This is a genomic window from Paraburkholderia sp. 2C, assembly GCF_054589215.1.
Map to the genome: position 1 here is coordinate 478946 of NZ_BAAILL010000032.1, position 22352 is coordinate 501297.

Consider the following 22352-nt stretch of genomic DNA (forward strand, 5'->3'; position numbering starts at 1 on the left):
TGCGTCAGCCTGTTTGCTCGACCGGCGTCACGGTCAGCTCGAGCCGCTGCGCGCCACGCACGACCGTCATGCTCACCGCGCGTTCGATCCGTGACGCGTCGAGCACTCGCTGCAGCGTATCGACCCCATCCACCGGCAGCGCGTCGATCGACACAATCCTGTCATCGGTTCGAAGGCCCGCCAGCGCGGCGGGGCTACTCTTGACGACTTCCATCACGTGCACCGCGCTCCCGGACGTCAAACCGAAGTAGCGCTGCACGCGCCGCGGCAACGCGACGGTCGTACCGGCCACGCCGATATACGCGCGCCGCACGCGGCCGTGCGCGAAGATCTGCATGATGACCCACTTCGCGGTATCGATCGCGGTCGAAAAGCAGATCGCCTGTGCGCCGGGAATGATGGCGGTGTTCACGCCGATCACCTGCCCCGCCGAATTGACGAGCGGACCGCCTGAATTGCCGGGGTTCAATGCGGCATCGGTTTGAATCACGTCATAGATCATCCGGCCCGAATTCGCACGCAACGAACGGCCCAGCGCGGAAACGACGCCGGTCGTGACGGTTTGCTCGAGCCCAAGCGGATTGCCCACCGCAATCGCAATCTGCCCGACGCGCAGCTTGCCGGAGTCGCCGAGTTCGACGTGCGGCAACGGCTCGGCCGAGCCAATACGCAGCACGGCGAGATCGGTGTGCGGATCGTCGCCGACCAGATCGGCGTCGAACTTCGAGCCGTCGGCGAGCGTCACGTCAATATGCGTTGCGCCGTGCACGACGTGGCTGTTCGTCAGCAGGTAGCCGTCTGGCGTGAACAGAAAGCCCGAGCCGGTGCCGGCACGCGCGGTGCGGCCGTCGGGCAGGCGCCGGTCGACGCTGATGAACACAACGGCCGGGCGGACACGGTCGAGCGCACCGATCACGGTGCGCGAGTAAGCATCGAGTAATGTGTCGTCGGACGACGCGGAGAGACCAGGTGCGGCCGGTTCAGGGCCGGCCTGAGGTACGCCCGACAGATCGATGAAACGGGGACGGCTTCCCATGGCATGGCTCCAGATAAATGGGTTCGCACATGCAGGGCTTTTCAGCCGTTTTTCAAGGGTCGGGGGCCGCGTAGCGTCGCGCGGCCGTGACGACGCGCTACACCCCGCGTGCGCCGATCACCCGCAGAAACTCGGCCCGCGCCGCGCTATCGCTCGCGAATTCGCCGGCAAACGACTGCGTCACCACCCGTTCGTCGCCGCGCCGTACTTCGCCGATCAATTGACACAACTGTTCAGCTTCGATCACGCAGGCCGCGCCACGCGCATGGCCATGCGTCACCAGCGCATTCGCGATCGCATCGGTCGCCCACTCCTGATAGACGAGCCGGTGGCACATCGCGTCGACGAGCCGCGTCAGGCCGCCGAAGCCATAAAGACGTCCGCCCGGCAGATACGCGATATGCGCAAGGCCGCGAAACGGCAGCAGATGATGCGGACACATCCCATGCACGGTAATGCCGCTCATGATCACGACATCGCGGCGCGCATCGGCAAAACCGGAGCCGAGCGCATCGGCGGGCTCGATATCGTAGCCATCGAGCAAGCGTCGTTGCCACAGTTCGCGCACGGTCTGCGCCGACGTACGCACGTGTTCGCTTTCCATGTCGACGCCCGCTGCCGTCAGCATCGCGGTCACCGCCTTCTCGAACGCCGCCGCATCGAATGGCTTGATGCGCGCAATGCCGGTCGTGGGGTGCTCGCGCGCTTGATCGTCGCGCACGTACTGATATCCGGGGTAAGCCATCGATCGCTCCTCGCGCAGAATCGGGCGGACCTTACCGCCCGAAATAAAGACGCTTGCATAAGCGATAACAGGCTGACCAGGCGGATATTCCTATACGGCACAGAGGAGCGAATTCGGATGCGATATGGCGTGCGCCGAAGCGAAGCAACTAGCCTTCGTTCACGCGAATGCAGGCAACCTTGCCGGGTCGGGGTGGCCACGCACGCGCAACGGGCACTTCGCCCGCACACGCATCGATCGACTGCGGGCAGCGCGTGCGAAACACGCAACCGGACGGCGGATCGAGCGGCGAGGGAATTTCGCCGCGCAGCAGCGAATGGGCGCGCGTGCGCTCGACGGCAGGGTCCGGTTCCGGCACCGCGGACAGCAGTGCGCGTGTATAGGGATGCATCGGCGCACCATAGACCGACGCTTTCGTACCGAACTCCATCACGCGTCCAAGATACATCACGAGCACACGATGGCTGATGGCCTTGACCACCGCGAGATCGTGCGCGACGAACAGCATCGACAACGAAAACTCGCGTTGCAGATCGCGCAGCAAGTTGACGATTTGCGCCTGGATCGACACGTCCAGCGCGGACACCGGCTCATCGCAGATCACCAGCCGTGGCTCCCCGATCAGCGCGCGCGCAATGCCGACCCGCTGGCATTGACCACCCGAAAATTCATGCGGATAACGCTGCAAATGGTACGCATTGAGCCCGACGCGCTCGAGCATCGCCAGCACACGCGCGCGCAATTCCGTGCGGCCGATGTCGGGACGCTGCGTTTTCAGCGGCTCCGCGACGATCTGTTCGATCGTCATCCGCGGGTCGAGCGATGCAAGCGGGTCCTGGAAGATCATCTGGACCTCGCGCCGCAACTGCGCGATATCGCGCCGCGCGCCGAATACGGTTTCCTCGCCGCGCCAGCGCACACTGCCGCCCGTGACCGGCACGAGCCCGATCAAGGCACGCGCAAGCGTCGACTTTCCGCAGCCCGATTCGCCGACGAGGCCGACCGTCTCGCCGCGCCCGACGTCGAACGACACGCGCTCGACTGCGTGTACCGTCGCCCGCTTCGACCACGGCAGCGCGCGGCGGCCCGCGCGCGCGACACTGAAATGAACCGTCAGATCTTCGACAGACAGCAACGGCGCGTCGCCGTCCTCGAATTCCATCAGATGACGATGACGCATCATGCCTGCACTCCCATGCGTAAGCCTTCGATTTCAGCGGCTGTTTTGTGGCACGCACGCAATCCGCCTTCGAACGCGAGCAATACGGGCCGCTCGGCGCGGCATACGTCGCCCGCATGCGGACAGCGCGGCGCAAATGCACAGCCGGCGCCCACCATGCCCGGCAGCGGCGGATTGCCGGGAATCGTGCGCAGCGGCGCATCGCCTTCGTCGGTCAGTCGCGGCAATGCGTTGAGCAGCCCCACCGTGTACGGATGACTCGGACTCTTGAACAATGCGCGTGCGCTCGCATGCTCGACGGTGCGACCCGCATACATCACCATCACGTCGTCGCAAAGACCGGCAACCACGCCCATGTCGTGCGTAATCGCGATAATCGCGGTGCCGCGCTCGCGATTAAGCTCGCGCAGCAATTCGATAATCTGCGCCTGCACGGTCACGTCGAGCGCCGTGGTCGGCTCGTCGGCAATCAGAATATCGGGTTCGCACAACAAGGCCATCGCGATCATCACGCGTTGCCGCATGCCGCCGGAGAACTCGTGCGGATACATGCCGATACGGCGCGCCGCATCGGGAATGCGCACGCGCTCGAGCGCTTCGATCGCAAGGTCGCGCGCTTTGCGTCGCGAAAGTTGCCTGTGCAACTGCAATGCCTCGGTCATCTGCCGCTCGATGGTCAGGAACGGATTGAGCGACGTCATCGGATCCTGAAAGATCATCGCAATGCGGTCGCCGCGAATGCGGTTCAGATCGCGTGCGTTCAGATTCAACAGGTTCTGCCCGCGAAACGACGCTTCACCCGAAACCGCGCCGTTCGATGCGATCAGGCCGAGCAGCGCCATCACCGTCTGGCTCTTGCCCGAACCCGATTCGCCGACGATGCCGAGCGTGCGGCCGCTGTCGAGCGCAAACGACACATCCTGCACCGCATCGACCGGCGCGCCGCCGTGACGCGCAAAACGCACGCCGAGGCGCTTCACTTCCAGCAGCGCCATGTCAATGCTCCTTCGGATCGAACGCGTCGCGCAGGCCGTCGCCGACAAAGCTCACGCAATAGAGCGTCAGGCACAGCATCGTCGCCGGGCAGAGCAGCAACCACGGCATCGCTTCGAGCTTTTGCGCGCCATCTTCGACCAGCACGCCCCAGCTCGTCATCGGTTCCTGCACACCAAGGCCGAGAAACGACAGCACCGATTCGGTCAGCACGATCCCCGGCACGGTGACGCTCGCATAGACGACCACCACGCCGATCAGGTTCGGCACGATATGGCGCACAATGATCGCGAGCGGCTTCACGCCGGTCGCGCGCGCCGCGTCGACGAACTCGCGCGTACGCAACGTCAGCGTCTGGCCGCGTACCACGCGTGCCATGTCGAGCCACGAAAATGCGCTGATCGTCAGCACCACCAGGTAGAACGAACGCCCGAACAGCGTCATCATCAGGATCGCGATCAGCATGTACGGAATCGCGTACATCATGTCGACGACACGCATCATGGCGGAATCGGTCCGGCCGCCGGCGTAACCGGCAATCGCGCCGTACGCGACACCGAAGAAACCCGACACGAACGTCCCCAGCAAGCCGACTTCGAGCGACACGCGACCGCCTTCGAGCGTGCGCACCAGCAGGTCGCGGCCGACCTCGTCGGTGCCGAACCAGTGCATGCCTTGCAACGTAGGCGCAAGACTGATCGCCGACCAGTCGTTATCGATCGCGTTATTGGGCAGCAGCAGCGGGCCGACGAAACACGCGAGCACCACCAACAGCAGCACGGCGAGCGCAACCAGCGCCGCGCGGTTGCGTATGAACCGCGCACCTGCCATGGCGAGTGGACTGCGCGAGCGCGGCTGAGCGGGTGCGGGCGACGGCGAAGACGAAGCCACACCGGCAACGAAGGATGAACGGCTCATGGCGTTAATACCGGATGCGCGGGTCGAGCCATGCATAAGCAAGATCGACGAGCAGATTGAACAGAACGGCCACAACGGTAGTGAGCACGACGAGACCGAGCACGAGCGTGTAATCGCGGTTGATCGCGCCGTTCACGACGAGCTGACCGAGCCCCGGCAACGCGAACACCGATTCGGTGACGATCGCGGCCGTGATCGACGAAATGCACACGGAGCCCATCAGCGAGACGACCGGCATCAATGCCGGCTTCATCGCATGCCGGAGCACGATCGTGTGTGTCGGCAGCCCTTTTGCACGTGCGGTACGAATGAAGTTGCTGCTCAGCACTTCGATCATGCTGCCGCGCATGACACGCGCGATCGTCGCGACGTTGACCAGCGTCAGCAAGGCGATGGGCAGCACGCGGTACGACCATGCACCGTCGCCCCAGCCGCCCGCGGGCAACCAGCCTTGTCCGCTCGTGGTATGCAGCAGAATCGCGAAAACCCATACGAGCATCGGCCCGAGCACGAACGAAGGCACGACGTTGCCGATATTGCCAAGCACCATCACGCCGTGATCGACGACGCTATCGCGCCGCACCGCGGCGAGCGTGCCGAAGCCGACACCGAGCGCAAGTGCGATCGGCACCGAGACGCCGCCAATGCCAAGGCTGACCGGCAAGGCCTTGCCCACGAGATCGTTGACGCTCCAATCGCTATAGCGGAACGAAGGTCCGAGATCGCCGTGCAGCAGCGCGCCGAGATAGCGGAAATACTGGCGCCACAGCGGCTCGTCGAGGTGATACTTCGCGTTCAGGTTTTGCATGACGACCGAGGAAAGCTTGCGTTCCGAGTCGAACGGCCCACCCGGCGTCAGATGCAACAGCAGATAGCAAACGGTAATGACCGCCAGTATGGTCGGAATCGCCCAGAGCGTACGGCGCAGCGTATAAGCGAACATCTGTGCACCTCGCCCCTAGTGTTTGACGATGTACATGTCCTGCGTCACGCGCTGGTCGATGTAGTTCGTCAATGAATAGCCGCCCACGTAGGGCTTTACCAGCCGGTCCGTCGTGTACTGGTAAAGCGGAATGACCGGATAGTCGCTCATCGCAAGCGCATGCGCCTGCGTGAGCAGCGCGGTGCGTTTCGCATCGTCGATCTGCTCGTTGCCTTGCTCGATCAGCGCGTCCACCTGGGGATTGCAGTAATTTTCGTCGTTCTGAGGACTATTGCAACGAACGAGGTCGAGGAACGATATCGCATCGTTGTAGTCGAGGAACCAGCCATTGCGGGCGACCTGCGTCTTGCCGTCATGACGCATCTTGAGCAAGACCTTGTATTCGACGTTTTCCAGCTTCACGTTGACGCCGAGCTTCGTGCGCCATTCGGACGAGACGAATAGCGCGATCTTCTTGTGCCGATCGTTCGTGTTGTACGTCAGCGTAAGCGTTAGCGGTTTTGCGTCCCCATAGCCCGCGTCCTTCATCAGGCCGCGTGCATAGTCGACGCGTTTTTGCATCGGCCAGGACGCCCAATCGGGCTTGAACGGTTCGGCACCCTTCGTGCCTTTCACGACCAGACCGTACGCGGGCAATTCGCCCGACTGTACCAGCTTCGAGGTCAGCAGATCGCGGTCGATCACCATCGACAAAGCCTGCCGCACCCGCTTGTCGCGCAGTGCCGGATCCTTGTTGTTCAGGTTGTAGTAATACGTGCCGAGCGCGAGTCCGGGCTTCAGTTCGCTGCCGAACTGCTTGCTGAGTTGCGGATAACCGCCCGAGGGAATCGAGTAAGTAAAGTCGAACTGCCCCGCCTGGTACATGCGCTGCGAGGTTTCGTCGCTTTCGATCGGCAAGTACGTCACCTTGGTGATCTGCACGTTGCGCGCGTCCCAATACTTGTCGTTCTTAACGAGAACGATGTGGTTATTCGGCTGCCAGTCCGATAACACATACGCGCCATTGCTCACCATATTGCCGGGGCGTGTCCAGGCATCGCCGAATTTCGCCACGACATCGCGATTGACAGGCACCATGTTCGACTTCGCTACGACGTCGGGAAAGAACGACACAGGCGTTTCGGTCTTCACTTCGAGCGTGTACGGGTCGGGCGCGCGCACGCCGAGCGAAGACGGCGCCGCCTTGCCCGCGATAATCGCTTTTGCATTCTTCACGAATTCAACGAGGATCGTGTATTTCGAGCCGGTCTTCGGATCGGCATTGCGCTGCCACCCGTAGATAAAATCGGCCGCCGTGACAGGCTGGCCGTTGCTCCAGCGCGCGTCGTGACGCAGTTTGAAGACCCAGGTATCGGGCGCGGTACGCGTCCAGGATTGTGCAACACCGGGCACGACATCGCCGGCCGCATCGACGCGCGTCAGCCCCTCGAACAGATCGCAGCCGATCGTATTGGCGATGACGGTTTCGATATGCGCGGGATCGAGCGACTCGACCTCCGATTGCGCATCGCGCGTCATTTCCTGCTGCGCGGCGAGCGTCACACCCGCGGGAATCGTGGCAGCCGGCGCGCGGCCGGCAAACGAAACGACGAGCGCGCCGAGCGCCGTCACGAACCATAGCTTCAATTTCATAGGCGATTTCAACGGGGACTCCACAAACGAACCGTGCTGCGCGCCTCAAGCCGGTCTCGTTACATCGAACAAAAAAACCGGCGGTGCGCGCAGCACCGCCGCCAAGCCCCTTCATCCAAAGCGAAAGCAGAAAGAGCGAGAGGAGACCACATCACCATCTACATCACACCGCACTGCCACCGGCGTACTGCATGCCGGCGATTCGATACGCTTCGTTCAGAAGCGATACGTCGCACCGATCTGGAAAGTCCGGCCCAGATTCGTGTATAGCGACTGGTCGTAACCGGTAATGTCCGGCTGCGACTGCCATTCGACGTCGAACGGCGGCTCGCGGTCGAACAGGTTCGTAATGCCACCGTAAATCGTCCAATGCTTGAAGCCCGTGTACTGAGCGATCAGGTTGAACTGGCTATACGAGGCGACCGACAGCCCGTCTGTCAAACCCGACTCTTCCGCCACCGCATTCGTGTACGGGCCGGTGTACAGCCACGTGAACGTCGTCGTGAACTTGCGATAGTCCCAAGACAGGCTCGTGGTGCCCTTCCAGCGCGGGTTGCTCGCGCCGAACGGCTGATCGAATGCAAAGTTGTTGCCGGCGAAATCCTGCGTCGGGCTGCCCGGAGAATTCAGCTTGAAGTGCCACACGTACGCCCAATCGCCTGCGAGCGTAAACGTGCCGTACTTCGTGCCGACCGACTTGCGGAAGTTGAAGTCGAAACCGTCGGTGTCGAGCGACCCGAGATTCTTGTACTGCAGGTTGATGAAGCGGATCGAGCCGTCCGGATTGCGCACCACGACGGACGGGTCGTTCTGCTGCAGCAGCGCAAGCGGATCGTCCGAGCCAATCACGCCGTCAATATGAACCTTGTAGAACGCCGCGCCGATGTCAGTCGAGCGGTCAGGCGACAGTTCGAAGCCAATGTTGTAGTTCTTCGTGTGCTCCGGCTGCAGATCCGGATTGCCGTTGGTCTTCTCGGTCGTGAAGTTCGTCGTCGGCGTGCCGCTTGGGTCATTCGGGTCGGTCAGGTTCTGGTGCCCGATGAAGGCGGCTTGCGAGTTTTCCACCAGCGTCGGCGCGCGGAAGCCGCGGCCATACGACGCGTAGGTCGTCAACGCCTGGACCGGCTGGAAGCGCAGCGCAAAGTTCGGCGAAAACGCGCCGCCGAAATCGCTGTAGTGGTCGTAGCGGCCCGACTGCGTGAACGTCAGGTTGTGCACGATCGGAATGTCGACCTGGTAGTAGACCGCCGCGACGTTACGCGAGCCGTCGACCGTCTGCACCTGAGCTGGCGTGACGATGCCCTGCGACGACAGCGTGCGCGGGTTGATCAGCGAGCTTTCATGGCGGAATTCACTGCCGAGACCCAGCCCGACGTTGCCGCCCGGCAACGCAAACAGGTTGCCCGTCGACATCTTCGCGGTCACGTCATCGAGCTTCGAGATGGCCTGCTGGTCGTCGGTGAGGAACAGACCATTGGTGCCGTTCGGCGTCGCCGCCGGGTTCGCAAAGTTGAATACACCGTTCGCGAGAATGTTCTCCGCGCCCGCGACGCTCAACTCGTTCGAGTAGCTCGTGTCGACAGTGCTTTGCGAGTGGCCGTAGTCGACCGACCAGTCCCAGTCACCGACTTTCGGCGTCGTAAATGACCCCTTTACGCCCGTCGACGCCTTCCAGAACGTCGATACCGTATCCGCGATGATGGTATTACCGGGAAACGTATAGTTGATGGTGGTCGGAGCGCCGAACGGATTGAACGGATTGGTCGCCGACACAGTTCGCGGAAACGGAGATACCGAGCCCGACGTCGGGTCGAACACGTTCGACAGACTGGTGATAGCAGCAGGACCTTGCAACTGCACGGTCTCGTCGTGACTCAACCACAGGTCCGCGTAGGCCTGGGTGTCGTCGTTGACCTTGAACGTACCATGCAGCTTTGCGTTCAATCGCGTAGTCGCCGGTATCAGGGAGGTCTGTGACGCAGGGTTGTGCACGCACACCTCGCCGTTCGAGCTCGTGCTCGGCGGACATGGATTGATCGGCACGGTGCTGCCGTCAGGTAACACAAAGTTCGACTGCTGGTTCGGACCCAGCGGACCTTTGACGCCGCCGGCAAACTGCGAGAAGTCCTGGTTCGCGCTCATCGAGCGGTCACCGAGGGTCGAACCGGAATCGCGATACCAGCTCGCGGCGCCCGTGATGTTGAAGCGGTCCGAGTTGAGATCGCCGAATCCGCCGAGCACGCTGAAGCTACCCTGGCCGTCGCCCGGATGTTGGGCCTTGCCGAGCTGTCCATCGATTTGCAAGCCCTGAAAATTCTTCTTCGTGATGATGTTCACCACGCCTGCAATCGCGTCCGAACCGTACTCCGACACGGCTCCGCTCTTCACCACCTCGATGTGGTCGACGACATTCAACGGAATTGCATTGACGTCGAAGAACGTATCGGTGAAGTTCACCGGCAACGCGTAGTTCGCGACGCGCTGACCGTCGACCAGCACCAGCGTGTACTTCTCGCTCAGGCCGCGCAGCGCAATGCCCGCACCGCCAGGCGCGGTCGTATTCATCGTCGTTTGCGACCAGCTGCTCGCCGAGTTTGCCGAGAGGCCGCGCAGGAAGTCGGCGACCGTCGTGTAACCGCTCGCCTGAATATCCTTTGCGGTGATGGTTTGAACTTCGACATTGCCGACCTTGTCCGACGTGCGGATCAGCGAGCCCGTCACTTCCACTTTTTCGAGCTTGCTGACCGGTGCCGATGCGGCCGGTGTGCTGCTTGCCGCTGCTGCGGGGGCGGCAGTGCTGTCAGGCGCGCTTTGCGCATACGCAACTGGTATGCACGCGGCCGTCAACACGAGCTCGGCACCTATGATTCTCGTCATGGCCGAGACCAGTTTCTTCTTTTTCACTTGCTCTCCTGCTTGTTGTAGAGGCCACCTTCATTGAACGATCCGCACGGCGCGCGAGTCGCGCACTGCGCGGCCGTGCGAAGTCCGATGTGATCGGCGAGTTCGTCGCCGCCGGTACCTATCCCTGGTCTCGCACGTCCCGTCCAGAACGTCTTGCCGATCGTGTCGGGCGCGTCCTGGCTTTTAAAGCGAGCGCAGCGGAAGCAGGACGCATGCCAAGTGAAAGTAGTTGTGAACGCAACTACCTCGTCATGAGCTATTGATTTGCACGCAAGTGATTGATTGATCGCGCTTTAATGCACGATCAACAGGGAGGCCGGTGAAGCGCCGGCTCGCGCTCGCGCATTTAACACAAGGCGCGATAAAGCGTGATATGAAATCGTGAGTTAGAGCGTTTACTCTAGTTCACGCAATGGTGCGTTTGCCGCACCTGACATATGCGAACTATTTCAAAGCGGTGCATGCGTTTTTGATTAGTCTAAATGCATTTATTCACCGAAATCGGGCAAAAATGAACTGAAAGAAAACGTTGTAAACATTTCCGTCGTTCTCTTTGTTTAGCCATATCCAACAAGGCTTCTCGAAATTCTCACCACAATTTTAGCAAGCTTTCTTATTAAAATATTTGTAAGAAACTTGTCTACTCGAGCGGTGTAATTTGCACCACGCAACTGCAGTCTTATACGTTGGCACCAAGTCAGTTCCGTGAATCCGTTAAATCGTGCGCGGCGACTCACTAAATGCGATTTGCACTGGATCCATAAACGCGCTTCGATCTGTGTTTGCGGGTGCGAAAGAACACTTTAAAACGATGCTTGCACATTCAAATCGTTCGCCAAAGCCCGTGGCTGCGTGTCTTTACCTGTCACACGAAGCCGTCCCGCACGTCGTGCCCGATCCGCGCAGCGCTGCGCTGGTACGCCCCTTGCATTGTTCGCGGCGCTTTAGAGCCGGCCACCCATAAGGGAACCGACAACGAGAAACCCCACCGTCATGCAACGGTCGATTTGTTCCAACAGGAGTCTGCAGTGCTGAACACGCTCATCACCTACTCGATCCAGTCCATGGGTCTCATTCCCCTGCTCGCCTTCATCTTTCTGATCGGCATCACCATCATCATCGAACGCTTCGTGTTCTTTTCGCGAGCCGTGCGCGCAGGCCACACGCTCGAACACGATCTGAAGCTCGTCGATACGAGCAACCTTGACGACGCTGCCAAGGTTGCCGACCACTACAGCAAGACCGTGCAGGCCGAACTCGTCAGAACGGCGATGAAAGCAAAGGGCAAGAGCGAAGCGCTGGTCGAACGCGAGATCGAAGAAACGATCATGTTCCAGTTGCCGCGCCTCGACCGTAACCTGTGGATTCTCGACACCGCTGTCACGCTTGGGCCGCTGCTCGGCCTGCTCGGCACCATCGTCGGCATGGTCGAATCGTTCAACGTGCTGGGCACGAGCGGCACGGCGAACCCGAACGGCGTGACGGGCGGCATCGGCCATGCGCTCACCGCCACCGCTTGCGGACTGACCATCGCGATCATCTGCGTCGTCTTCCTCAACTACTTCAACAAGCGGATCCGCATGACGGTCAATCAGTTCGACCTGATCAAGTCGTTGCTCGTCTCACGCTTTGCGGCCTGACGGACGCAGGAGAACAGAATCATGCGCAACCATCGCAGTCACTATCTCGGCGGCGAAGAAAAGGCCCGCATCGAGATCATTCCGATGATCGACATCATGATGTTCCTGCTGGTGTTCTTCATGCTCGCCACGCTGAAGATGATCCAGGGCGCAGGCATCAAGCTCGATCTGCCGCAATCGAGCACGGCCGAGCAGTTGCAGCAAACCGTGAAGGTGTCGATCGGCGTCACGAAGTCCGATCAGCTGTATCTGGACGCCAAGGAAATTACGCCGGAAGAACTCACCGCGCATTTGCAAGGGCTGGTGCACGACGCGAAGAAGGTCGACGTCGCGATCGCAGGAGATGAAGGCACGAGCTACAAGAATATCGTCAAGGTAATGGACCTGGTGCGCGCGGCGGGCATCAGTTCGGTTGCTCTGGCAACGAATCCGACGACATGAACTCGCCGGCCCTCGATATGAACGATCCGCAACGGCCTTTGAACGGCGCACTCTGGGCTTCGTCCGCGCCCACGCGTCATCACGGTCTCTCGATGAAGACCGCGGTCGGCGTTGCGCTGCTCGTCGAAGTCCTGCTTGTGACGGGTCTCTCGCACCTGAAGTTCGAGCAGGAACCTCCGCCGCCACCGAAGGAAATGCGTGTGCAAATGGCACCGCCGCCTCCGCCCGAGGTCAAGAAGCTGGAGCCGCCGCCCGCTCCTCCGGAACCGCAGAAGCCCGTGCCGAAGACCGTGCAGCCGAAGCCGTTACCGACGCCCAAGCCGCCGCCCGCGAAGCCCGCACCGGCGCCGAAGGAAGCGATGATTCCGGCGGCCGCCAATCCCACGCAGAACGCACCTGCGCTCGCGACGGCGCCTGCAACCTCGGCTCCGTCGACACCGACCGCCGCCGCCGCGCCGGCGACGCCTGCCCCGGTGCCGGCCCTGCATGGTGTTGTCGACGGCCGCGGCCATTGCCAGTCGGTGCAACCGCAGATTCCGCAGAAGGCGCTTCAGGAAGGCATTTCCGCGGATGTGATCGCGCATCTCGCGATCAACACGGACGGTAGTGTCGGTGACGTGAAGATCGTACGGGTCACGCCGCCGACGTCTGTGTTCAATCAGGCGGTGATTGCTGCGGGACGCGCGTACAAGTGCGAAAAGAACGCGGAGCCCTATGTGGGCGAAGTCGAGTTTTCGTTCAAGACGACGGCGTCGGACGACGAGTAACGCTACGACACGATTCGTCGGGTGAGGGCGGCGACGCGTCGCCGCGCGCTGGTTCGGATGAGCGCGCGCCGGTTATGGGCCGGCGCGCGAATGTCACCGCGTGCCTGTAACGGCTTGCACGATACTCCGCGAGCGAAAACCCGACGCTTATTCGATACTATCTACAGCGCGTCCGCAGCAACTTCAGCGACCTGCCCATTGAAATCGAAGTGCGGAATCAGGCGCGCGTGCCACTCTGGTACGAGGGAAAATTCGGCGTTCAGTTCGGCGCCGTCAGCAAGGCATCGGACGGTATCGATCGCTTCCCTTGCGCCACCACCGCCATCGGTATTCGAAAAGCTCACGGACGGTATGAAATCTATGCACCGTTCGGCCTCGACAATCTGTTTTCGGGCGTGCTCGTTCCCAATCGCGCGCTGGACATCCCCGAGCCTTACCAGATCAAAACCGCGCGATGGATACGGCAATGGCCCCATCTGCGCGCCATCTGCTGGCAAGACTCGCCACGCTAGCGATTCACACCGGCCAGCGCCCTCTCCAATGCCTTAGGCGCGACGAGCTGTGCCGCCCAGTTCAAATATCGCCACCGCCGCATTCAGCCGGTTCGCCTGATCTTCAAGCGCGCCCGCGGCAGCCGCGGCCTCTTCAACCAGAGCCGCATTCTGCTGCGTCACCTGATCCATCTGCGCGATCGCGACGTTGATCTGCCCGATACCCGCGCTTTGCTCGGACGACGCGGTTTCGATCTCGCTCATGATGGCGCTCACGCGCGTGATCGAATCGAGAATCTCGCGCATCGTATCGCCCGAGCGCGTCACCAACGTGGCGCCCGATTCGATACGCCCTGTCGATTCGCCGATCAGATCCTTGATCTCCTTCGCCGCCGACGCACTGCGTTGTGCAAGCGACCGCACTTCGCTCGCCACGACCGCAAAACCGCGACCGTTCTCACCGGCCCGCGCCGCTTCAACGGCCGCGTTGAGCGCGAGGATATTCGTCTGGAACGCAATGCCTTCGATCACACCGACGATATCGCCGATCTTGTGCGAATCGCTGACGATATTTTCCATCGCGCCGACCACATCGCGCGTGAGGTCGCCGCCCTGGCTCGCAAGCGACGACGCCCCCGTCGCAAGCGAACTTGCGACCTTCGCGTTGTCGGCCGTCTGCTTGAGCGTCGCGGCAAGTTCCTCGATGCTCGCCACGGTCTCTTCGAGCGAAGCGGCCTGCTGTTCAGTGCGCTGCGACAGGTTCGAATTGCCTGCGGCAATTTCGCTCACGCCGGTGTGAATCGATTGCACGCCGCTGCGCACGTCGCCGACTGTCGAGATCAGCGATTCCTGCATGCGTTTGAGCGCCGCGGTCAGCACACCCATTTCGTTCGTACTGTCGACGACGATAGCGCCGCCGAGATCGCCCGCCGAGATCCGCTCGAAATGCGCAATCGCTGCATCGGCCGGTTTAACGATTGCGCGCAGCAACACAATGCGCATGAGCCACCCCAGCGCGAGCGCGGCCGCCAGCCCGGCCGCGACGAGTGTCATCACCAGTTGGAACTGATCCTGTGCTTTCCGGTAACGATCCTCGCCCTGGTCCATCTGCACCTTCTCGACCGCAAGCATCGCTTTTTCAAACGCGCTATAGAGCTTCGGCAGCTTGTAAGCCTGAATCTGCAGGAACGCGTCCCGGTCCCCCGAGCGCAATGCCGCGAGGCCAGGCTCGATGCCTTCCTTGAGCAAGGTATTGCGGGCGGTCTGCATCAGTTGGATCTGATTGCGCGCTTCGTCGCTATCGACAGCCGCGCCCAGAAATTTCGTCAACTTGTCGTTCGAAATCTCAAGGTAGGTATCCGAACGTTTGAGCACGGCCTCCGCGCCCTTCGCATCGTGAAGGTCGGTCAGCGCTGCGTACGTGGCAAGCGCAAGACGCAGCCGCAGCAGCTGTCCAGCACTGTTTTCCAGGTTCGCGACCGCCGGCGTATCGACCGTGTAGGTTTGCTGAAGCGCGTGGTTTTCCGAGCGCAACGCGAGAAGCCCGATGGCCGCGCCGATTACCAACGTAATCGCGAACGCAACCACCATCAGGGTCAGGCAAGATCGAATCGACAGATTTTTTTTCATGATTATCCGGCGTAAGCAGACAGATGCCGCGATGCTTAAGTCTCCTTCGCGACACTTCTCATGGGTCATCGGCACGTAGCTTACAAAACTTTAGGTCGCGTAGGCCGATGACCGGCGTTGGAGGGCTACCATCAGGTCCCCGTTTGCGGCACGCCGATGCCGCAATAGCCCCGATTTCTATGCAGTAGCTTCCGTTTCGATCACTGCACCTTCGTCTTTCAGCTCACGAATGCGCGTGTCGTCGAAACCGTATTCGCGCAGCACCTCGGCCGTATGCTGGCCGAACAGCGGCGCGGGCCGCGATTCGCGCGTACAGCCGTCGGAAAAATGAATCGGCAAGCCGATGCCGCGCGTTCTTCCCGCAATCGGATGCTGCGTCTCGACGATCATGCCGCGCGCAAGCGCCTGCTCGTGTGCAGCGGCGTCCGGCACTTCGAGCACGGCGCCCGACGGCAGGCCGATTTCATCGAACGCGGCGAGCCATTCGGCCGTGGTGTGCTCGACAAGGCGCGCAGTCAGAATCTCGACCAGCGCTTCGCGATGCTTCAAACGCCCCGCGTTCGTAGCGAAGCGTTCGTCCTGCTCAAGATTTGGGATTTTCAGTACACCGATCAGCCGCTCATAGTTGCTCTGATTCGCCGCGCCGATATTGATCCAGCCGTCGCGCGTGCGAAACGCCTGATACGGCGCGCTGGTCGGATTGGCGGAGCCGGCTTTCGGCAGCACGGTGCCGTCCGCGAAATAGTTCGCGAACGCCCAGTACATCTGCTGCAATCCGGCTTCGAACAGCGATGTATCCACCATCTGGCCAAGGCCCGTGCGCTGCTTGTGCGCATAGGCCGCGCTGATGCCGAGTGCGGCGAGAATGCCCGCATTGATATCGGTTACCGGCGAACCGGCCTTGATCGGCGCCTGACCCGGTTCGCCGGTCATGCTCATCAGGCCGCTCATGCCCTGCGCGATCAGATCGAAGCCGCCTTTTTCCGCGTACGGACCGCTGCGTCCAAAGCCTGAAATCGCGCAGTAAATCAGACCCGGATTCGCGAGCTTCAGCGTCTCGTAACCCATGCCGAGCTTCTCCATCGTGCCGCCGCGATAGTTCTCCGTCACGACGTCGGCGCTCGCGAGCATCTTGCGCAGCACTTCCTTGCCGCCCTCGGTCTTCAGGTTCAGCGCAATGCCGCGCTTATTGCGGTTGACGATCATGAACGACGCCGATTCGCCGCCTTCAATAATCGGAGCAAAGCGACGGCAGTCGTCGCCGCCCGGAACCTTCTCGACCTTGATCACATCCGCGCCCATATCCGCGAGCATCATGCCGCAGATCGGTCCTGACATAATGTGCGCGAGTTCGATCACACGCATACCGGCAAGCGGCCCCGAACCGGCCGCGTGCCCTGTGTTCGTGTTCGTCGTATTCGTCATGTCAGCGCCCCTTGAAATCCGGTTTGACCTTGTCGAGAAACGCGCGATAGCCGGTGCGGAAGTCTTCGGTGCCGAAGCATGCGAAGCCTTCGTCGCGCTCGGCTGCGGTCAACGGCGCCGGGTCCATCGCACGCCTGACGAACTGCTTGTGCCAGCGCGCGACGAGCGGCGCGCCATCGGCAATCCGCTGCGCGGTTTCGTAGGTGTGCGAGGTCACGTCCGCATCGGGCACCGCGCGCGTGACGAGTCCTTTCGCCAAGGCTTCCTGTGCATCGAAGATACGCCCTTCGAGCAGAATTTCCAGCGCAACCGCGGGGCCCGCGAGACGCACGAGCCCTTCGAGCTCCGCATGCGCCATCACGAGGCCGAGATTCTTGATCGGCACGCCGAAGCGGCTCGAGGTGCCGCAGATGCGCAAATCGCACATCGCCGCGATTTCGAGCCCGCCGCCGACGCAAATGCCGTGAATCATCGCAACCAGCGGATGCCGGCACGCCTTGATCGACTCGAGCGTGCGATGCATGATCGCGCCGTAGGCGCGCGCCTGTTCGACGTTCGAGCGGTCGGTGGCGAATTCGCCGATATCGTTACCAGGCGAAAACGCCTTTTCGCCGGCACCGCGCAACACGATGCAGCGCAGCGCGTCGTCCGCCGACAATTCGTCGATGCGTTCGCCGAGCGTGCGCCACAAATCTTTGGTCATTGCGTTGAGCTTCGCTTCACGGTCGATCGTGACCGTGGCGATCGTCCCTTCGCGTTCGATCGAAATCGAAGGTTCTGCCATGTCGTCTCCCTCGGATATGAATCGGCCCGGGTTGGCTGCGACCCGTGGCCGCAACGCGTCGCCGCGGCCGTAGTCGCGGACTGATGGCCCGCCGCCGGCGCGTGCCGCACGGGGCTGCGTGCGGCACGCTGGCGCGGGGGCGCCGGCCTTAGACGAACTTGCGCGCTTCGCTGGCGGGTTGCTCGACGCCGTCGGCACCGAGCATGTGGTCCGGGCGCATCGTGAAGGACAGCAGAATGCCGAGCGCCATCAACGCCATCGATACGATAAACGGCAAATTCCAGTTACCGGTCAAATCGATGAGCCAGCCGCCGACCACCGGGCTGATAATCGCCGCCAGCGCAGACCCTGTATTCATGATGCCGCTCGCGGTACCGGCATGCTTCGGCGCGATATCCATCGGCACGGCCCACATCGGCCCGATCGTCATCTCGTTGAAGAAGAAGCCGCCGGCAAGACACAACGCGGCCATCGTGATCGAGATGTTCGAAATAAACATGATCGGCGCGAGCGATAGCAGCGTCAGAAACATGCAGATGCCAACCATCACGTTACGCGCAAGGCGAATGTTGCTGGTCTTGCGCAGGATGCGGTCCGTCACCGAGCCGCCGAGCCAGTCGCCGATCACGCCGGCAAAAAAGACGCTCGACGCGAACAGCGCGGACTTCTTGAGGTCCATGTGATAGTTGTGCAGGAAGTACTGCGGAATCCAGCCGAGGAAGAGCCACAACACCCAGCCGTAGCAGAAGTACACCGCCGTGACGGGCGCCATGCGGCCGAGCAGTGCGCGCCACGGCACCGGCGTGCGCTGCTTGGCGCCGCTATACGCGGAGAGGGTCGCGCATTCGCTATCGGTGATACGCGGATGATCGCGCGGATTGTCGCGGAAGTACCAGATCCACGCGAGCGCCCACAGAAAGCTGACGATACCGGTCACGATAAATGCGCCGCGCCAGCTCGTCGCGACCATGAGCCAGACGATCAGCGGCGGCGCGACAGCATTGCCGATACGCGATGCCGCGTGCGTGATGCCCTGCGCGAAGCCGCGCTGATCGGAGCGCATCCAGTTCGACATCGCGCGCGTCGCGGTCGGGAACGTCGCGCCTTCGCCGAGGCCGAGCAGCACGCGCGCGAAGATCATCGACGCGAAGCCGCCTGCGAGACCCGTCAGCACAGTGGCGCCTGCCCAGATCACCGCACAGATACCGAGCGTGCGGCGCGGCCCGAAGCGGTCGCCCACCCAGCCGCCGATAATCTGGAAGATCAGGTACGGATAAGCGAACGCGGAAAATACGAAACCGACCTCGGTATGGTTCAAACCCAGTTCCGCGCCGAATGCGCTGGCGGCGGTGCTGACGTTGACCCGGTCGATATAGGTGATGAAATACATCGCGCAGAGAAGCAGTAGAACGCGCGTCGTGGCTCGACGGAACATCATCCTCTCCTAGAGTTGTGTGCGAGCGGCCGCAGCGTGCTGCCGCACACCGAAGGCATCGCAAAACGAACTTCGAAAGCGTGGCAGCAGCGTGTGGCCGCCTTGACTACCGCGGTTACCGGATGCGGATTCGGATTCGACCCGGCAGGCGGCCGGGATGGGGATTGCACAGTCGTGTCATGGCTTTGTCTCCTGTCTGCTAGTACTTGCTGTTACCGTTCGCTGATGACGGAATTCCGCGGAATTTCCGCACGATGCGTTTGCTGCGTCCCTGCTTCTTCTGTTTTTTCCCCTTCGTTTATCGTTCAGTGATCCTCTACTACGTCCACTACGCGAGCGCCGCGGCAAGCACCCTTGCGACATGCAGCGCCTCAGCCTGCGTGCCGTCCGCGATCTGATGACGGCAACTCGTGCCGTCGGCAACGATCAGCGCATCGCCTGCCTTTCTAATGGCGGGCAACAGCGACAGTTCCGCCATCGCCTTCGACGCGTCGTAGTGCTCGGCCTCGTAGCCGAAGCTGCCCGCCATACCGCAGCACGACGATTCGATCGCTTCGACCTTGAGCCCCGGAATCCAGCCAAGCACGGCCTCTACCGGACGCACCGCATCGAATGCCTTCTGATGACAATGGCCATGCAGCAGCGCCTTCGCGGTGTCGAGCGGCTTGAGCGACACCTTGAAGCGGCCGGCCGCCTGCTCGCGCACCAGAAACTCCTCGAACAGGAACGACGACTTCGCAAGGCGCTGTGCCGCGTCGCCATACCCGTAACCGAGAAACTCGTCGCGCAGCGACAGCAGACACGACGGCTCGAGACCGACGATCGACACGCCACGCTCCACATACGGCAGCAGCGCATCGAGCGCACGGCGCGCTTCGGCCTTCGCCTCGTCGACGAGACCCGCGGACAGGAATGTCCGGCCGCAACACAACGGCCGTTCGCCATCCTTCACGTTGAAGTGCACCGTGTAGCCCGCTGCTTCGAGTACGCGCTGTGCGGCACGCGCGTTATCGGGCTCCATGTAGTTGTTGAAGGTATCGACAAATAGCAGAACTTCTTTAGCGCCTGCTTCAATATTCACGCGCGGCTGCATAGCCGGAAGGAACGGTTTCGCAAATCGTGGGAAAGAGCGCTCTGCCGCAAGGCCGATTCGCGACTTCATCCAGCGCGCGAACGGCATGCGCTCGAGCGAACCGGCAAGCGCCGGCATGCGACTCGCATAACGCGCATAGCGCGGCAGATACGCGATCAACCGCTCGCGCAGCGTCGTGCCGTGACGCGCATTCCATGCCGCGCGCGCCTCGATCTTGATGCGCGCCATATCGACGCCGGTCGGACAATCGCGCTTGCAGCCCTTGCACGACACACACAGATCGAGCACTTCCTTGACATCGCTGCCGGCCAGACCGTCTTCACCGAGTTGACCCGAAATCGCAAGGCGCAGCGTATTGGCGCGGCCGCGCGTCACATGCTGCTCGTCCTTGGTGATGCGGTAGCTCGGACACATCGTGCCCGCGTCGAACTTGCGGCAGTGGCCGTTGTTGTTGCACATCTCGACCGCTTTGGCGAGACCGTTCGCGCGATCGCCGCCGGAGCCCCGCGCGCCTTCCACACCCGTCAGCGGATCGCGCGTGACGTTCCACGCGGACCAGTCGAGTGCGGGCTTCCATTCGCGTTCCCGATATGTGGGCGGAAAGCGGAAATTCGTTGCGTCGTCCATCTTCGGCGGATTGACGATGCGATCGGGGCTCAACCGGTTGTCCGGATCGAACAGCTTCTTGATGTCGCGAAACGCCTCATTGATGCGCGGGCCGTACTGCCAGGCCACCCATTCGCCGCGGCACAAGCCATCGCCGTGTTCGCCCGAATAGGCGCCCTTGTATTCGCGCACCATCGCGGCCGCCTCTTCGGCGATCGCGCGCATTTTCTGTGCGCCGTCGCGGCGCATATCGAGAATCGGCCGCACGTGCAGCGTACCGACGCTCGCATGCGCGTACCAGGTGCCTTCGGTGCCGTTCTTGTGGAACACCTCGGTAAGGCGGCTCGTATAGTCGGCCAGATGTTCGAGCGGCACCGCGCAGTCTTCGATAAACGACACGGGCTTGCCGTCGCCCTTCATGCTCATCATGATGTTGAGCCCGGCCTTGCGTACATCCCACAGCGCCTTTTGCGCCGCGGCGTCCGGCATTTCGACAACCGAGCCGGGCAGGCCGAGATCGCCCATCAATTCGACGAGCTGAGCAAGCTTCGCGAGTTGCGTATCTTTGTCAGCGCCGGCAAATTCGACGAGCAGTACCGCTTGCGGCTCGCCCACCAGCGCCTTTTCGACGACGGGACGAAACGCCGGATTCGACATCGCGAGATCGATCATCGTGCGATCGACGAGTTCGACCGCCACAGGGCCGAGCTTCACGATGTGCTGCGTCATGTCCATCGCCGAGTAGAACGTCGGAAAATTCACGACGCCGAGCGTCTTGTGCGCCGGCAATGGCGAGAGCTTCAGCGTGAGCGTGCGACTGAACGCGAGCGTGCCTTCGGAGCCGACCAGCAGGTGCGCGAGATTCGGCTCGCCATCGGCCGAAAACGGCAGCGGACTCTGGCATTCGAACAGATCGAGGTTGTAGCCGGCCACGCGTCGCAACACCTTCGGAATCTGCTCGCGCATTTCATCGCGTTCGCGCTGCGCGATCTTGCGCACCTCTTCGACAAGCGCGCGCGTGCGCGCATCGCCGGTCATCTTCGACAAACTGGTAAAACACGCTTCGTGGCCATCGGCGAGCACCGCGTCGATTGCGTCGACGTTGTGCACCATGATCCCGTATTCCATCGAACGCGAGCCGCACGAGTTATTGCCGGCCATGCCGCCGATCGTGCATTGCGCGCTCGTCGATACGTCGACCGGAAACCACAGCCCATGCGGCTTGAGCCAGGCGTTCAGGTGATCGAGCACGACACCGGGCTCGACCGTAACCGTGCGTGCGTCCTTATCGAAGTGAACGACGTTGTTGAGCCACTTGCTCGTGTCGATAACCAGCGCTTCGCCGATCGTCTGCCCGCATTGGCTCGTGCCTGCGCCGCGCGCGAGCACGGGCGCCTTGCTGTCGCGCGCGATGTCGAGCGCGAGCTTCAGGTCCGCCTGATCCTTCGGCACCACGACGCCAAGCGGCATGATCTGATAGATCGACGCATCGGTTGCATAGCGGCCGCGCGCCGCGCGGTCGAACAGCACATCGCCTTTCAGTTCGGCCGCCAGACGCGCGGCAAGCGGCGTGAGCTTCGCACGCGCCGCTGCGGGCATCAGGTGGATCGGTTGAACGAGTGCCTGGGGACGGGAATTCAGCATGGGCGTCGCAACGATTCAAATGGATAGGCGTTCGCTCGATATAAAC

At 62.0% G+C, this 22352-nt stretch carries 17 protein-coding genes; 4 read left to right on the forward strand and 13 right to left on the reverse strand.

Going from position 1 to position 22352, the window contains the following annotated elements:
- Positions 1-4: 4 nt before the first annotated feature.
- The 8 genes from ACYPXD_RS10355 to ACYPXD_RS10390 all read right to left on the reverse strand — a co-directional run bounded on the left by ACYPXD_RS10355 (position 5) and on the right by ACYPXD_RS10390 (position 10324).
- Positions 5-1036: a S1C family serine protease gene (locus ACYPXD_RS10355; RefSeq protein ID WP_459710495.1), complete on the reverse strand. Its 1032-nt coding sequence runs from the start codon at positions 1034-1036 to the stop codon at positions 5-7.
- A 97-nt stretch (positions 1037-1133) separates the two neighbouring features.
- Positions 1134-1781, reverse strand: coding sequence for a GTP cyclohydrolase I FolE (gene folE, locus ACYPXD_RS10360; protein ID WP_459710498.1), 648 nt, complete (start codon positions 1779-1781; stop codon positions 1134-1136).
- Positions 1782-1929: 148 nt separating this feature from the next.
- Positions 1930-2964, reverse strand: coding sequence for an ABC transporter ATP-binding protein (locus tag ACYPXD_RS10365; RefSeq protein ID WP_459710500.1), 1035 nt, complete (start codon positions 2962-2964; stop codon positions 1930-1932).
- Entirely contained in the window at positions 2961-3956 is a 996-nt protein-coding gene (locus ACYPXD_RS10370) for an ABC transporter ATP-binding protein (protein ID WP_459710502.1), read from the reverse strand. Before ACYPXD_RS10370 ends, ACYPXD_RS10365 begins: the two co-directional genes overlap by 4 nt.
- 1 nt (position 3957) lies before the next feature.
- Positions 3958-4872 carry an ABC transporter permease gene (locus ACYPXD_RS10375; RefSeq protein WP_459710504.1) on the reverse strand — a complete coding sequence of 305 codons (915 nt, stop codon included), beginning with the start codon at positions 4870-4872 and terminating at the stop codon, positions 3958-3960.
- Positions 4873-4876: 4 nt separating this feature from the next.
- Entirely contained in the window at positions 4877-5815 is a 939-nt protein-coding gene (gene oppB / locus ACYPXD_RS10380) for an oligopeptide ABC transporter permease OppB (RefSeq protein WP_459710506.1), read from the reverse strand.
- A gap of 15 nt (positions 5816-5830) precedes the next feature.
- Complete coding sequence (locus tag ACYPXD_RS10385) at positions 5831-7447, reverse strand: peptide ABC transporter substrate-binding protein (protein ID WP_459710508.1); 1617 nt, start codon at positions 7445-7447, stop codon at positions 5831-5833.
- A gap of 216 nt (positions 7448-7663) precedes the next feature.
- The gene (locus tag ACYPXD_RS10390; protein WP_459710510.1) at positions 7664-10324 is read right to left on the reverse strand and encodes a TonB-dependent receptor plug domain-containing protein; all 2661 of its coding nucleotides are present in this window, start codon (positions 10322-10324) and stop codon (positions 7664-7666) included.
- 1055 nt (positions 10325-11379) lie between these two features.
- Between ACYPXD_RS10390 and ACYPXD_RS10395 the strand changes: the two genes are divergently transcribed.
- The 4 genes from ACYPXD_RS10395 (at position 11380) to ACYPXD_RS10410 (ending at position 13711) form a co-directional block, all read left to right on the forward strand.
- Positions 11380-11991: a MotA/TolQ/ExbB proton channel family protein gene (locus tag ACYPXD_RS10395; protein ID WP_459710512.1), complete on the forward strand. Its 612-nt coding sequence runs from the start codon at positions 11380-11382 to the stop codon at positions 11989-11991.
- Positions 11992-12012: 21 nt separating this feature from the next.
- A complete protein-coding gene (locus ACYPXD_RS10400; protein WP_459710514.1) occupies positions 12013-12432 on the forward strand; it encodes an ExbD/TolR family protein in 420 nt (139 codons plus the stop codon).
- Entirely contained in the window at positions 12429-13199 is a 771-nt protein-coding gene (locus ACYPXD_RS10405; protein ID WP_459710517.1) for an energy transducer TonB, read from the forward strand. The genes ACYPXD_RS10400 and ACYPXD_RS10405 overlap by 4 nt, the downstream gene beginning before the upstream one ends.
- A 209-nt stretch (positions 13200-13408) precedes the next feature.
- Positions 13409-13711: a nucleotidyltransferase family protein gene (locus ACYPXD_RS10410; protein ID WP_459710519.1), complete on the forward strand. Its 303-nt coding sequence runs from the start codon at positions 13409-13411 to the stop codon at positions 13709-13711.
- A gap of 33 nt (positions 13712-13744) precedes the next feature.
- Here the strand turns inward: ACYPXD_RS10410 and ACYPXD_RS10415 are convergent, their stop codons facing one another.
- The 5 genes from ACYPXD_RS10415 to ACYPXD_RS10435 form a co-directional block, all read right to left on the reverse strand.
- Positions 13745-15319 (reverse strand): methyl-accepting chemotaxis protein, encoded by a 1575-nt coding sequence (locus ACYPXD_RS10415; RefSeq protein WP_459710521.1) that lies wholly within the window; start codon positions 15317-15319, stop codon positions 13745-13747.
- Between the two features lie 177 nt (positions 15320-15496).
- On the reverse strand, positions 15497-16744 hold the full coding sequence (locus tag ACYPXD_RS10420; RefSeq protein ID WP_459710523.1) for a CaiB/BaiF CoA transferase family protein: 1248 nt from the start codon (positions 16742-16744) through the stop codon (positions 15497-15499).
- Between the two features lies 1 nt (position 16745).
- Positions 16746-17528, reverse strand: a complete 783-nt coding sequence (locus ACYPXD_RS10425; RefSeq protein ID WP_459710525.1) for an enoyl-CoA hydratase/isomerase family protein — start codon at positions 17526-17528, stop codon at positions 16746-16748.
- Positions 17529-17676: 148 nt separating this feature from the next.
- Positions 17677-18966, reverse strand: a complete 1290-nt coding sequence (locus ACYPXD_RS10430) for an MFS transporter (RefSeq protein WP_459710528.1) — start codon at positions 18964-18966, stop codon at positions 17677-17679.
- Positions 18967-19291: 325 nt separating this feature from the next.
- Positions 19292-22306, reverse strand: a complete 3015-nt coding sequence (locus ACYPXD_RS10435) for an FAD-binding and (Fe-S)-binding domain-containing protein (protein WP_459710530.1) — start codon at positions 22304-22306, stop codon at positions 19292-19294.
- Positions 22307-22352 lie beyond the last annotated feature (46 nt).